This is a genomic window from Sedimentibacter sp., from assembly GCF_032080165.1.
Taxonomy (GTDB): Bacteria; Bacillota; Clostridia; order Tissierellales; family Sedimentibacteraceae; genus Sedimentibacter.
On sequence record NZ_DAMASY010000001.1, the window covers coordinates 379,320 to 394,060 of the forward strand.

The 14,741-nt window shown below is 33.3% G+C and carries 11 protein-coding genes; 6 read left to right on the forward strand and 5 right to left on the reverse strand.

Annotated features, from left to right (window positions below; translation table 11 throughout):
- The first annotated feature begins 36 nt into the window (after positions 1–36).
- From RT412_RS01760 to dnaB, 4 genes are read left to right on the forward strand one after another with little or no spacing between them, the layout of a single operon-like run.
- Positions 37–1,011 carry a DUF2232 domain-containing protein gene (locus RT412_RS01760; protein WP_313339744.1) on the forward strand — a complete coding sequence of 325 codons (975 nt, stop codon included), beginning with the start codon at positions 37–39 and terminating at the stop codon, positions 1,009–1,011.
- A gap of 21 nt (positions 1,012–1,032) precedes the next feature.
- Positions 1,033–3,042 carry a DHH family phosphoesterase gene (locus RT412_RS01765; RefSeq protein WP_313339745.1) on the forward strand — a complete coding sequence of 670 codons (2,010 nt, stop codon included), beginning with the start codon at positions 1,033–1,035 and terminating at the stop codon, positions 3,040–3,042.
- The gene (gene rplI / locus RT412_RS01770) at positions 3,039–3,485 is read left to right on the forward strand and encodes a 50S ribosomal protein L9 (RefSeq protein ID WP_313339747.1); all 447 of its coding nucleotides are present in this window, start codon (positions 3,039–3,041) and stop codon (positions 3,483–3,485) included. Before RT412_RS01765 ends, rplI begins: the two co-directional genes overlap by 4 nt.
- 9 nt (positions 3,486–3,494) lie before the next feature.
- Entirely contained in the window at positions 3,495–4,826 is a 1,332-nt protein-coding gene (gene dnaB, locus RT412_RS01775) for a replicative DNA helicase (RefSeq protein ID WP_398438721.1), read from the forward strand.
- A gap of 300 nt (positions 4,827–5,126) precedes the next feature.
- On the opposite strand, the gene RT412_RS01780 is transcribed toward dnaB, so the two are convergent.
- From RT412_RS01780 to RT412_RS01790, 3 genes are all read right to left on the reverse strand, one after another.
- Entirely contained in the window at positions 5,127–6,227 is a 1,101-nt protein-coding gene (locus RT412_RS01780) for a DUF5050 domain-containing protein (RefSeq protein ID WP_313339748.1), read from the reverse strand.
- A 148-nt stretch (positions 6,228–6,375) separates the two neighbouring features.
- A complete protein-coding gene (locus RT412_RS01785) occupies positions 6,376–7,218 on the reverse strand; it encodes a M23 family metallopeptidase (RefSeq protein ID WP_313339750.1) in 843 nt (280 codons plus the stop codon).
- A gap of 193 nt (positions 7,219–7,411) precedes the next feature.
- Positions 7,412–8,959, reverse strand: coding sequence for an SPOCS domain-containing protein (locus RT412_RS01790; protein WP_313339752.1), 1,548 nt, complete (start codon positions 8,957–8,959; stop codon positions 7,412–7,414).
- A gap of 333 nt (positions 8,960–9,292) precedes the next feature.
- Between RT412_RS01790 and RT412_RS01795 the strand changes: the two genes are divergently transcribed.
- Positions 9,293–10,903 (forward strand): CTP synthase, encoded by a 1,611-nt coding sequence (locus tag RT412_RS01795; protein WP_313339753.1) that lies wholly within the window; start codon positions 9,293–9,295, stop codon positions 10,901–10,903.
- Between the two features lie 143 nt (positions 10,904–11,046).
- On the opposite strand, the gene RT412_RS01800 is transcribed toward RT412_RS01795, so the two are convergent.
- Positions 11,047–12,213: an O-antigen ligase family protein gene (locus RT412_RS01800; protein WP_313339754.1), complete on the reverse strand. Its 1,167-nt coding sequence runs from the start codon at positions 12,211–12,213 to the stop codon at positions 11,047–11,049.
- 23 nt (positions 12,214–12,236) lie between these two features.
- Entirely contained in the window at positions 12,237–13,124 is an 888-nt protein-coding gene (locus RT412_RS01805) for a DMT family transporter (protein WP_313371006.1), read from the reverse strand.
- A 132-nt stretch (positions 13,125–13,256) separates the two neighbouring features.
- Here RT412_RS01805 and cls point away from each other — a divergent pair, with 132 nt between their 5' ends.
- Positions 13,257–14,702: a cardiolipin synthase gene (gene cls / locus RT412_RS01810; RefSeq protein WP_313339758.1), complete on the forward strand. Its 1,446-nt coding sequence runs from the start codon at positions 13,257–13,259 to the stop codon at positions 14,700–14,702.
- Positions 14,703–14,741 lie beyond the last annotated feature (39 nt).

Consider the following 14,741-nt stretch of genomic DNA (forward strand, 5'->3'; position numbering starts at 1 on the left):
GTAAAATAATATAATTAATATAATAAAGAGGTAGCAATGAACAGAAATTATAAAACATCAAGTATTACTGAATCTGCAATGATTACAGGCATACTTGTTATTATATCATATTTATCTTCTTTTTTTTCTGTGATAATGTTTTTTTATCCTGCTCCGGCTATAATTTTAGCTAAGAGAAAGGGATTAAAATATGCAGGTTTGTCATTGATAGCGTCGGATTTAATTATATCAATGCTCTTGGGCGTTCAAACAGGTCTTATATTCTTTATTCTTTATACCCCTCTGGCAATTGCTTTGGCGTATGGAATTTGCAAGGATAAGGAAGCAAACAGAACAATTCTTTACGGAACTGCCTCTTATTTGATTTCATTTGTAATCCTTATATTTCTGATGGATTTAATTATTGGAGTTAATTTCATACAGCAGCTGAAGGATATTTATAGTGAAAGCTTTGAAATGATGAAGGAAATGCTCAATAATTACCCTGCAGGATTAGCAGGTGACAGGGTTGAAGAAATGAAAAAGACCATTGAAGAAATAGGACCAATGATGATAAGCACTATTTCATTAATGTTTCCTGCTATGTTAATTATTTCATCGGTTATGACTTCATACGTAAATTACTTAGTAGCAAGCAAATTTGCCAATAGGTTTAAAATAAAAATTAAAGCTCATGAAGGGCTTGGATATTTTTCGTTTCCTAAAACCTTTATGGTTGCAATGGCTGTTATGCTTTTAATTTCATATTTGATGAGCGCAATGAAAATAAATGTTAATGCTATTCAGCTCAATTTATTTTTAATAATGTTTGCTGCTATGTATCTGCAAGGTATTGCTGTAATAAAAATGTATTTGATAAACAGGCAAATGAGCAAAAATCTTCAGAACTTGATGATTGGTATGGTTGTATTTATGTCGTTGTTTGTTTTTGCGGGAGCAACTATATTGATTGCTTTGTTGGGACTTGTCGATTTGACTGTTGATTTAAGAAAGTTAAATAGAATTGTATAATTTATTTATGGAGGTAATGATTTGGAAAATAAAAATACTCCTAAATTTTTAAAGGATGACAGTATAATATACTTGACGGTGATAATTGTCTTAATTGTGATTTTCTTAATTGAAGGCATGTATATATATGCCGGTATTTCAAGCTTGATTTTAATGGGTGTTGCCGGATTGGCTTTAAAAAGGCAAATACAAAGAGAAAAAGAACTTAAAAACTACATAATAAATTATACAAAAAACATAGAAAACCTGTCAGTAAATTCATTTTATTATTCACCGCTGCCTATAAGTATTATAGGTCCTATGGGTAAAATTTTTTGGTTCAATAATAAGTTCAGAGAGCTTATTGATGAGGAAAATGAAAATATTGAATTTATAAACGACTTTATACAAAACTTTCCTTTGAAAACATTGGAGGACTACAAGGAAGGTATTTTAAGCAACATTGAAATAGTTGAAACAGGTAAAACATTCAATGTAATGTACTACAAGTTAGAAGAAGGAAGATTCGGAGACAGTGTATCATATGTATGCTACTGGAATGAAAACACTGCATTTGCTAACTTAAAAACAAAGTATAACGATGAGAGACCAATAGTAAGCTTAATTCAGATAGACAATTATGATGAAATATCCGAGAAACTTGATAAGGGCGAAAAAGCTGCCATGACTGCCGAGGTGGAAAAAATATTGAACAGATATGTTTCGGAAATGAATGGCTTTGTTCTGAGATACGATACATCTAAATTTTTAATGATGTTTGAAAATAAGTTTTTAGAAAATCTTGAAGCTAATAAGTTCAGTATGCTTGAAGAGGTAAAATGTCTTAAGGGTGGCACGGATTTTAATTTTACACTCAGTATCGGAACCGGTGCATTAGCCAAGAACTTAACTCAGCATTTGGAATATGCTAAGGGTGCCTTGGATGTGGCACTTGGCAGAGGCGGAGATCAGGCGGTTGTTAAAAGAATGAATTCCGTTAAGTTTTATGGAGGAAAGAGCAAGGCAGTTGAAAAAAGAACTAAGGTCAAAGCAAGAATTATATCTTATGCACTCAGACAAATAATCGACCAAAGCTCTAATGTATTAATAATGGGTCACCGCGTAGGTGATATGGACAGCTTAGGTGCATCTATAGGGATTTACGCAATTGCTAAAAGCAGGGGCAAAAAAGCATACATCGTTTTAAATACTGTAAATTATGCTCTTAAAAACATGTATGAAAGAATGAAAAAGGAAGACAGTCACTACGTTGAGTCCGTAATCAGCACTGAGACGGCACTTAACCTTGTGGATCAAAATACGTTGGTTGTAGTAGTGGATACTCACAGACCAAGCTATACGGAAGCACCTGAGCTTTTGCAAAAAGTTGATAAAGTAGTGCTTATCGACCATCACAGAAGAAGTGAAGAATATATAGAAAATGCACTTTTGGATTATATAGAACCATACGCATCCTCAACCTGTGAACTTGTTTCTGAAATTGTACAATACATGGAGGAACATATAAAGCTTACTAAATTTGAAGCTGATTCATTATTGGCCGGAATAGTTGTGGATACAAATTCATTTACGTTTAAAACAGGAGTAAGAACCTTTGAGGCAGCATCGTTTTTAAGAAGAAACGGTGCAGATACAACTGATGTTAAGGAGCTTTTTAATGAAAGCCTGGATTCCATGAAAAAGAAAACAGAAATTATCGAAAGATCAGAAATTATATTTGATGATGTTGCCATATCATATATAGATGAAATTTCGGAAAATTCAAATGTCATCGCCGCACAAAGCGCCGATGAGCTGTTAACCATTAAGGATGTCAGGATGAGCTTTGTGCTTGTAAGAAATGAGGATTATATTAATATCAGTGCCCGTTCATCCGGAACTGTCAACGTACAGGTAATCATGGAGTATCTTGACGGAGGCGGCCATTTGAATATGGCAGGAGCTCAAATACCGACTCAGGATATGGAGGAAGCAAAGAATAAGCTTTATGAGGCAATTTCACATTACAAGAAGGAGAGTAAAGATAAATGAAAGTAATACTGTTGGAAGATGTTAAGAATGTAGGAAAAAAGGGAGCAATAATCAATGCAAAAGACGGTTATGCAAAAAACTTTTTATTTCCTAAGAATTTAGCTATAGAAGCAACACCGGTAAACTTAAAAAATCTGGAACATGCAAATAAACAGAAAGAAGCAAAAGAAAAAGAAATATTCGAGGAAGCAAAGAAGCTTGAAGAAGAATTAATGAAGGTTACAATAGTTTTGAAAGGTAAAGCAGGTGAAAACGGCAAGCTTTTCGGAGCTGTGACCACAAAAGAAATCGCTGAAAACCTTGAAAAAGAACATGGTATAAATATCGACAAGAAGAAGTTTGATTTAGATGATCCAATAAAATCAGTAGGAGAATATTTTGTAAAGATTAAGCTTCATCCTATGGTGAATGCAAAATTAAAAGTAATAGTAACTGATAAATAAGAGGAAAATATGGCTGATTTGATTAATTTTGGAAAAGTACCGCCGCATAATGCCGAGGCAGAACAAAGAGTTCTTGCCTCTGCTTTGATTGACCACGTAGCTGTTGAAAAGGTCATCAATCTGTTAAGTTCCGAGGATTTTTATTTTGAAGCAAACAAAGAGATTTTTGATTGTATTAAACAAGTCCATATGCAGAATGTTCCGGTGGATGCTCTTACGATTACGGAGGAGCTGAGTAAAAGAGGCAAAATTGACTATGTCGGAGGATTTGAATATCTGGCAAACCTTACCGAAAATATTATTACTTCTAAAAATGTTGAAGCTTACTGCAATATTATCAGAGAAAAATCAACCTTAAGAAAATTAATAAGTGCTTCCAATGAAATTATTGAGAAAAGCTATAAAGAAAATGACGAGGTTCAACGAATTATTGAGCTGGCAGAATCGAGAATATTTTCTATATCGCAGAACAGAAGCATAAATTCCTTTACTGAAATTAAGGAAGTATTAATGAGTGTTTTCAATCAGTTAGAGGAAAGAGCCATGAATAAGGGCGGACTGACCGGATTGACTACGGGTTACGATGATTTGGACAGAATGACATCGGGACTTCAAAGGTCTGATTTAATACTTCTTGCTGCAAGACCTTCAATGGGAAAAACTGCTCTTGCATTGAATATTGCAATGAATTCAGTTAAGACAGGGGCATCTGTTGCGTTATTTTCCCTGGAAATGTCTAAGGAACAGTACGTTCAAAGAATTATAAGTATGGAATCAATGGTTGACAGTTCAAAGCTCAGGACGGGAAACCTCAGCGACGATGATTGGACAAGGCTGATAAGTGTTATGAGTTCAATTTCAAACTATAAAGTTTTTATAGATGATACTGCCGCAATTACGCTGTTTGAAGTTATGTCTAAATGCAGAAGGTTGAAAATCGAACAGGGACTGGATTTAATAATAATAGACTATTTACAATTGATGTCGGATGGGACGAGCTCTTCAAACAGACAGCAGGAAATATCAAACATATCTCGTGGGCTGAAGGCGCTTGCGAGGGAAATGGATTGTCCTGTAATGGCATTGTCACAGCTTTCCCGTGCTCCGGAGCTGCGTAATGACCACAGACCTATTATGTCTGACTTAAGGGAATCCGGTGCAATAGAACAGGATGCCGACGTAGTTCTCATGCTTTACAGAGATGAATATTACTATAAGGAAGAATCGGAGAAAAAAGGCATAACCGACGTAATTATAACAAAGCAAAGAAATGGTCCTGTTGGAACCGTAGAGCTTGCATGGATCGGTCAGTTTACAAAGTTTGGAAATATCCAACGATAGCGATGGATTGGCGATAGACTTGCAATTGATTAGCAATATATTAGCGATGGATAAAATAAAGAGCGCGTGAGCGGAGACCGTTTCAAGTTTTGTCTTTACACAAAACTTGAATGGTCTCTTTTATACTTTGAACATTTACTCAATAGTTTTTTATAGGTGAATATATTTTGCTTTTCTCAAGCTTATTTCTATATATTGTAGACTAAAATATATTTCCTGACACAAATTCTGCACGAAACACCCCTAAAATAATGCATGAATCGGATAACAGTATATCCATACATACCTATATATCTTCTTTTAATCTAATCTTCCTAAGTTCATCTCTACATCATTTCCGTAAAAATCCATCGCCCTTATTTCACTATTAATTCCTCTATCGTCAAACAATATTATTTTATCCTTAAATATAAAAATATTTTCTTTTATTATATTTCCAAGGGGTTCTGTATACTCAATACGATGTATATTCGTGAGTTCACTTCCGTCATTCTTTACACGGTAAATTTCAAAAATATTATCCTTGTTTAAACTGTATGCAGTAAAAAATATATATTCATCAAAGGCATATAATTTTCGGATATAATCTTCATTAACTGAAACCACTTCCGATACTTCATTATTTGTTAAATCTGTTGTATATAATTGATTGTAATCTGTAATATAGTACAGATTATCATTATATGCATGCATGCTGTAAGAATGTTCAGCACGGTTTATAACTCTTGAACCTCCCGACTTAATATTATATTCCTTATAGTCTTTATATGCAGTATAATAAAGCATATCATTATAAAGGAATATAGGCACGTCCCATATATACTCTTCTATTATTTGTTCGTTTCCCCCATCAATGCTCATGCTGCATAGATTGTACTTTTCAAATTGAAATTCATCAAAAATTCCCGTACCTTTAATATAATATATGTTTCCGGCGTCAATAGCAAAGAAGGTTCTTATATCAATCACTGTCTTAAATCCTGTTCCATCCTTGTTTACGCTGCATACATCAACGTTATCTCCGGAAATTCTATTGAAGAATATTTTGTCTTCATATAAAATTATATTTCCCTGAATTCGTTCATCAAGCACCTTTTCATTTGTATTCTCTTTAGTATCCAGCCTGTAAAGTTTATCCCCGTCCATTGAATTAGCATAATAAATATACCGGTCATCCATGGCTGCCTTTCCCCCATTGGCTATATTTGCCGATGTATTTGTTAAGATTTTTTCTTCATTATCATATGGAGGCAAATCATTTTCCTTCGATTCCTCACCCTGCCGTACATCCTCTTCCGTTTCGGGATCATAACCATTATCTGTTTTATGAATACCTCCGTCGGTACATCCTGTAAGAGCTGTAAGCACAATTAATATAATAATTAAAAGTTTACTTTTCATTGATTTACCTCCATAATAATATAAGTAATGTCATATGGTGCTTCAACTGCAATAAATAAAGATATGTTTTTAAGATTTACCCCCAAATATTGCAGTTGTTTTTAAACCTTTTTTCTTTTTATTGTTTCTGAGAATACCCCTTTAAATCTTAAATTTCATTGGATATTTTCTCTATCTTATTATAATATATTGATAGACTATCATCAACTTGTATCATTTCATTAAATATTTTCAGATCTTCAGAACCAATTCCATATTTTTCAAGTTCATCATTGGTCATGGATACTAAATTCTCTATATCTATCAAAAGTCCATTTATATCAATACCAAATAGACGTAACTCACCTGAATATCCTTCAAATGTTTTTTTCTCTATCGCATATTCGCCATCATAACTATTTATTGTGTTATAACATGTATTACAGTATAATCCAGACCATAAATATTTTGGATTAAATAAATTCCATGTCGTTGCCGATTTACTATTTGCTGATTGCGTTTCAAAATGTAAATGAGGTGCTGAAGAAAGTCCTGTATTTCCGGATGTACCAATTTTTTGACCTTTTACTACAGTTTGACCATTAGTTACTGATATAGTATCTAGATGGCAACTACGAGTACGCATATATTTTTGTCCTGTCACACTTTCAGCGGGATTATAGTCATGAGTTATAAGTACATTTTTCCCCCACGTCCATGGATCATATTCATTTTCAGTCTTTGGATATTCACCAGCAAAACTTACTATTCCATCTGCAGCGGCATATACATTTTGACCTGTTGTAGATTTAATATCTATTCCCCTATGTTGAATAGGCAATCCATATCTAGGACAATGATAACAACAATTAATAGACGACGGAATTTGAGGTGAAGTATATCCTGGCCATACATATTCAAGCATCTTTGCTCTCAACCAATAATTAGCATTTGTTGGCAAAGTTCCTGATGGATATGTAACCTTTATATAATATACTGTATTTGCTTTCACAGATGCTTCACTAATTAACTCCTGAGTACCTGTCGTACTAGTTGATGACCATTTCGGTGTACTTGTTGCTTTTCTTCCAATTAAAAAATACCTCCAAATAGACAGTCTGCTTTTAATTAATTAGACAGTCTACTTTGGAAGTATTATATCGAAACGCGCTCTTTTCAATTGCCTGTCAATGCCAATCTATTGATCATACCATGCGTGCAATTATAATTTTCGAGCCTGGTGTTACTACATTGTCTTCGGGTAAATTATTTATTTCCTTTAGATAGTTGATTGAGAGGTTATAGTTTTTGGCAATGTCCCAAATGCTTTCGTTAGGCTGAACAACTCTGAATACCAAGCTTGGCATTTTACCTCTGTCTATGGGTGTTGTTTCAGCAATATTACTGATAACGGTTATTTCGTCTTTATTTTTTAATTTCATGCATACGTTGATATCGCAGTTAACAATTACCGAATTGCTTCCTTTTCTGTAAGCACCGGGTTTTGTAATGGTAATATCCGAATCAATTTCAGATTTAGTTTCATTATCTTTCAAATCAAAGCTTGTTGTAAACGGCAATGATGCATATGCCTTATCAATCTTATTGATATCGCCGTTCAGATACAATATATTCATATCCATAAAACCATCAATAACATACTTGCTGTCAAGAATTCTTTTTTCAGAAATTTTCGGGCTGATATCAACAGTGTAAATATCTTTGATTGTACCGGTTACAACATCAAAACTATTATCATATTTTACCGTCTTGTTTATTATGTCTGAAATACTTGTCAAGTTTACCTTGTCGGATTCTAAATCGAGCATGTATTCTGTTGAATAGCAGTCAGTAATAATGTTCTTTTCGATGGTATCAAATAAATTTGCATTAATCATGAAGGAAAGATCAAATTCAATCAACTTTAATTCATTGTCATAATTTTCACTTACCTTATATGTCATGTCGTTAAGAGAAATATTTATGTCTTTTAACATATCATCGCTTAAATTCTTTGCTTCTATGTAATGAGTGAACGGGAATTCTTCTGATACATAACCTGTTGAATTTAAATTGTTGTTTTCCGAATAAAGGAATGCAACCTTACAGGTTCCTTCAACAAGCATTTTTTCATCCAATATATCAATGTTTGTTATATATACCTCTGAATCTGCTTTAAGTATTTTGGCAACTTCATCAGAACCCTTATTAAGCTCTACGGCATCACTAATGTTTACTTCCTCCGACAATGAGTTAACTTCATCCGTATATTTTACATTTCTTGTTTTTGCTTGAAAGCTGCCGTCTGATTCTAAATTGGACACAAATGTTACGGGATGATTGTCAGTCAACTCTGTATCCAATAAAAGTACAGCTTTGATTGAATAGGTTCTTTCTGTGGGTGAGTCAGAATCCATGTAGTCAACAATTGTATCAACATGTGCATTCATACCTTCCTGAGCATTCGTAAAAGCAATTTCTTCTGTAAAAGGAATTGCGTCTGTAATTGAATATACTAATACCTCTTCATCATTTGAACGGTAAATAATGTTGTAAACAACTTCTCCATCTACTGTTACAGAGCCATCATGGACAGTAACACCCCTAATCCTCGCTTTGCCCTCCGTAGATACGATTTTTTCTATATTTGGAGCATTATCAGGGATCGTAAACTCGTTTTCCAACAAAACTTCAGTTGAATTTGAGTCAATAAACTCATTAATATTAAAAGTATCGCTAATTAATTTATACAAAATAAATCCTCCTTTAAGATAATACAGTTAGAATCAGCATTCTTTTATAAATGTATATGCATAATAAATTTCAATAGTACAACGTATATGTAAATTTTTTTAAAAAATCATTGACCTTTTGCTTTAGATAATATAGAATTGTTTAGTAAATACTTTTGAAGAATTTTGTAAAATTATATACAATAATATATTACTGATTAGCAAATAATAGAGCCAAAAAAAAAACCCCTTTTTTGTCTCTGTTTTTTATGTTAGAAAGAAATTTGGGTCAAACCCATGTTAAAAATATAAAATTAGTGGAATAATATTAGAAGATAAACGCAGGAGGAAAAAATGCCAAAATACATTTTTATAACGGGAGGAGTAGTTTCTTCATTAGGAAAAGGGATTACAGCTGCATCATTAGGAAGATTACTTAAAGCAAGAGGATTGAAGGTTACTTTACAGAAGTTTGACCCATATTTAAACGTGGACCCCGGAACGATGAGTCCTTATCAGCATGGTGAAGTTTATGTCACTGATGATGGTGCGGAAACCGATTTAGACTTAGGGCATTACGAAAGAATTGTTGATATAGATTTGACCAAATATTCAAGTATTACATCAGGTAAAATATATTGGTCTGTTTTGAACAAGGAAAGAAAAGGCGATTATCTTGGGGGAACCGTCCAGGTAATACCTCATATAACAAATGAGATAAAATGTATGCTTAAAAGAGTTTCAAGTGTAAATGACGTGGATGTAGTCATTACCGAAATCGGCGGTACCGTTGGTGATATTGAAAGCTTACCGTTCTTGGAATCAATCCGTCAAATACGCTATGAAGTCGGCAGAGAAAATGTAATGTATATACACGTAACATTACTTCCTTACTTAACTAAAGCAGGTGAATTAAAAACCAAACCTACTCAGCACAGCGTAAAAGAATTGTTAAGTATCGGTATCCAGCCGGACCTTCTTGTGTGTAGAAGCGAAAAAGAAATAACAATGGATTTAAAGTCTAAAATAGCCTTGTTCTGTAACGTTGAAAGTCAAAATGTAATTCAAAATACAGATGCCGATTCATTATATGATATTCCTTTATTGTTAGAAAAAGAGGGTTTGGCAAAAATAGTATGTGAGCATTTCGGTTTAAACTGCAAGGAACCTGATTTGACTGAATGGAATGACATGGTTAAACGTTCAAAGACATACAACTCTTGTGTAAAAATTGCTTTAGTGGGAAAATATGTTGAACTAAAAGATGCTTATCTTTCTGTTTATGAAGCGTTGAAACATGCAGGTATAGATAATTTAGCAGATGTAGATGTTTCCTGGATTCATTCCGAAAATGTCAACGAAGAAAATTATAAAGAAATACTAAAAGGTCATGATGGCATATTAGTTCCCGGCGGATTTGGAGACAGAGGTATAGAAGGTAAAATTTTAGCAGCAGGATATGCAAGAGAAAACAAAGTTCCGTTTTTAGGAATATGTCTTGGTATGCAAATGGCTGTAATTGAATTTGCAAGAGGGGTACTTAATTATAAAGATGCTCACAGCTCAGAGTTTAATATAGAAACAGAACATCCGGTAATTGACTTAATGAATGACCAAAAGGAAATTGAAAATAAAGGCGGTACAATGAGATTAGGAAGCTATCCATGCAAGCTGATTGACGGCACAAAGGCAAAGGAAGCTTATGAAGGTGCTGATATGATCAATGAAAGACACCGACATCGATATGAATTCAATAATGATTTCAGACAAGTCTGTATAGAAAACGGACTGATAATTTCCGGTGTTTCTCCTGATAACAAATTGGTTGAGATTGTTGAGTTAAAAAATCACCCTTGGTTTGTGGCTGCTCAATTCCATCCTGAATTTAAATCAAGACCAACAAGAAGTCATCCGTTGTTCAGAAACTTTATTAAAGCAGCGGTAGATAATACTAATTCGCATTAATAAGTTTACTTGAAGCGAAACAGTATAACAAATAGAATGATAAAAGCTCCATTAACTTAATGAGTTAACAGAGCTTTTTTTGCACTTACAGCATAAGCGGCCGACACCAAATTTCGCATACAGTATAAGCGGCCGACACCAAATTAAAATTTGGGTCGTCTGCTTATGGAAGCTTTTACGATTCCTCCGTAAATACACAGTATCATCATTATTTGCGGCGTAAGTGCAACCGAATCAGCTAATCCGTGTATCAATGACATTATTAAGATAGCTAACGGTGTTATAAATTGATTTTTGTTTTCTATAAATTTAATATGTAAATACTTAAATATTTTTATTATGAAACATGTAAATATTCCGAATCCCAAAATTCCTGTTTCAGTAAATACCTGCAGGTATAAATTGTGACTGTGCTCAATTTTAATGCTTACTATACTTGAATAATTTCCCACATGTTTGAACAGAGTGCCAAAGCCAATACCTGATAAAAAGTTATCCCTTATAATTGCTATGGATGCTTTCCAAACTTCCAATCTGTAAATCATGGAACTGTCCCTGACTGCTTTTGAAGGATCTATTCGGCCTGCCTCTAAAATAAAATCAGTACAAAATATTAAAATAGCCGTTATCAATGCATATTTAAAATATTTTTTATTCATAAAGCCGGTAATCATCAAGGTCATTATTAAAGAAATCCATGCAGTTCTTGAAAACGTCAAAATTAAACAAAAGACAGCGCTTAAAAATACAAATGATTCTAAATTTAATTTTCTTGTATCCAAGCTTTCACATGCTAAAAGTATTATAAAATTTATGTAAAAACCAAACACATTGGGATTAAAGAACGTGGAATATATTCTTTTGTTTAATTTGTATTCGGTTGTATCAACCCATTTGTCAGGCAGAATAAAATCCGGACTAATATATTGTAGAATACCGTAAAGAAATACTATCAGCGACACTATAAATATATATTTCTTTATTTTTGTAAAATCGCCTATTGTTATTGAGTTGCTGAATATGTTAAAGGAATGAATGCACAACACCATCAACGATCCAAAAAATAAAGAAATAATTTTGTATTCTGATGATATTAAACCAATTGCTATATATGCATATAATGAAGCAATCGGTTTATTAAAATTTATTATCGAAACTTTTTTAAACGGTTGTTTAATTAAAAGTGCTGCCAAGAACATATAAGCAGCAGGAATAAATACAATTGATAATATTAATAATAAAAACAGAACTTTGTTGGTTTTATCATTTGATAATTCAGCAATCTGTTGATTTGTTATTTCATAATTCATGTTAGTGTTCCTCTTTGTATAACTTAGTTCTTAATTTTTAATCTTTCATTATTCTGTGTAATAAGGTAGTTTAATATACCTGTTATGATTATTACACCTCCCAAAAGGGTATATAAAGAAGGTATCTCTTTAAAAATTACCAATGCCATCAAGCTTGCAAATATCGGTTCGCTTAATGTTGATACGGATATAAGCGTTGATGACACATACTTAACCATGTAATTATACAATGTATGACCTAATATTGAGCAGAAAAATGCTAAGCTTATAAACAGCATAAATTCTCTTGGCGGGTAGGGATAGACAGATGTACTGCTTAATAAGCACATAATGAACAATACAACTGTTGATACCGAGTAAACTATAAATACATAAGCACCTGCACTTAAATTCTTTCTTACAATACCGCCAATAACCAAATATCCTGCTACAAAAATAGCACCTAAAAATGCAAGAGTGTTTCCAAGCATCATATTGCTGGCTGATGCGCCTGCAGATCCTAAGGCAATTATAATTGTTCCTGCAAGCGAAACCACAATACTCATAATCATCTTTTTGCTTAGCTTTTCTTTAATGATAAAGTAATTTGCCAGGCATACAAATATGGGACTGCACGAAACCAATATTGTGGAGTTGGCAATCGTTGTCAATTTAATGGAGGATATCCATGTTGCATAATGAAGTGCAAGGAATATTCCGCTTATTATACAAAGAATTATGTTTTTCTTGTTTAACTCGGTAAATTCATTCCGGTTTTTTATAATGACAGGCAGCAGGATAATACATGTAAAAAGCATCCTGTAGGATGATATTACTAAAGCCGGAGCTGTTGAAAACCTGATGATTATTGATGATAATGATGTAAAAAAGGTTCCTGCTAATACTATATACTTTGACGGTGTACGTTCCATTGTATTACCTTCCTTAAATAATATAGTCATAATAGCATAAAAAAGTTAATATTTCAATGGATAGGAACAAAAAGAATAAATTGTAATATAAAGGTAATAAATATATAAATCTTATTGTTGAGGGGGTGTATTATGTTTGATTTTTTCAGTGCAGTTTCTTTGATTTATTTAATTAACTTTGCAATGGCGGTAATTGTAATTTTCCTGGAGCGTAAAGACCCTACAGCAACATTGGCTTGGGTGTTGGTGCTGTTGATATTGCCCGGCATCGGATTCGTATTTTACTTGCTGCTTTCCCAAAATTTCAGCAGAAAAAAACTCTTTACCATGAAAATTTACGCTAAAAAAACATTCGGCGATTACATAAAGGTGCAGCAAGAGCTTTTTAATGAAGGTAAATTGGTCTTGCATGATAAAAATATAGAAGAATATAAAGATTTAATTAAAATGAATTTGTTCTCACATGATTTCTCTTATACACAAAATAATGAGGTTAAAATTTATACCGACGGACAAGATAAATTTTATGATTTATTAAATAACATCGAAAATGCAAAACATCATGTTCATTTGGAATATTACATTATAAAAAATGATAATTTAGGTAATAAGCTGTTTGATTTGCTGGAAAAGAAGGCAAGAGAAGGAATAGAGGTCAGGTTTTTGTTTGATTCCATAGGGGGCAGGCATGTACCCGAAGAAACTATTGAAAGATTAAAAAATTCAGGTGTGAAAATTGCCGTGTTTTTCGCCAGTAATCTACCCTTTTTTAATTTCAAAATCAACTACAGAAACCATCGTAAAATTGTTGTAATCGACGGCGAAACCGCTTTTATAGGAGGCTTCAATGTGGGGGATGAATACTTAGGCTTAAATAAGAAAATAGGATATTGGAGAGATACACATATAAAAATCAAGGGAGATGCGGTTATTGATTTGCAGACACGATTTTTCCTGGACTGGGGCTATGCTTCTAAAGAGGATTTAATGTTTCTGCCCAAATATTTTCCCGACAGCAACAATAATGGTAATGTGGGTATACAGATAATCAGCAGCGGACCTGACAAGCCGAATGAAATTATTAAAAGCAATTACGTTAAAATGATTAATTCTGCCAAAAAAAGCATTCTGATTCAAACACCATACTTTGTACCGGATGCCAGTGTTTTTGAATCATTAAAAATAGCAGCAATGTCGGGAGTGGATGTAAAAATTATGATACCTTGCAAGCCGGACCATCCCTTTGTTTATTGGGCAACCTACTGGTATTGCGGAGGGCTTTTGCAGTACGGCGTAAAGGTGCATACTTATGAATATGGATTTTTACACGCTAAAACTATAGTTATAGACGGAGTTGTATCTTCCGTAGGAACGGCAAATTTTGATGTCAGAAGCTTTAAGCTTAATTTTGAATGCAATGCTGTAATTTACGATACTAACACCTCAACAGCTCTTCATGAGTTCTTTATGGAAGATTTGAATTATTCCTTGGAATTAACAAGAGAACTTTATCTTGAAAGAGGAATTATAATCAGATTTAAGGAATCAATCTGCCGGCTTCTTGCCCCTCTTTTGTAAAGACGGACAATGGCATATTGAAATTATTAATAATTCTGG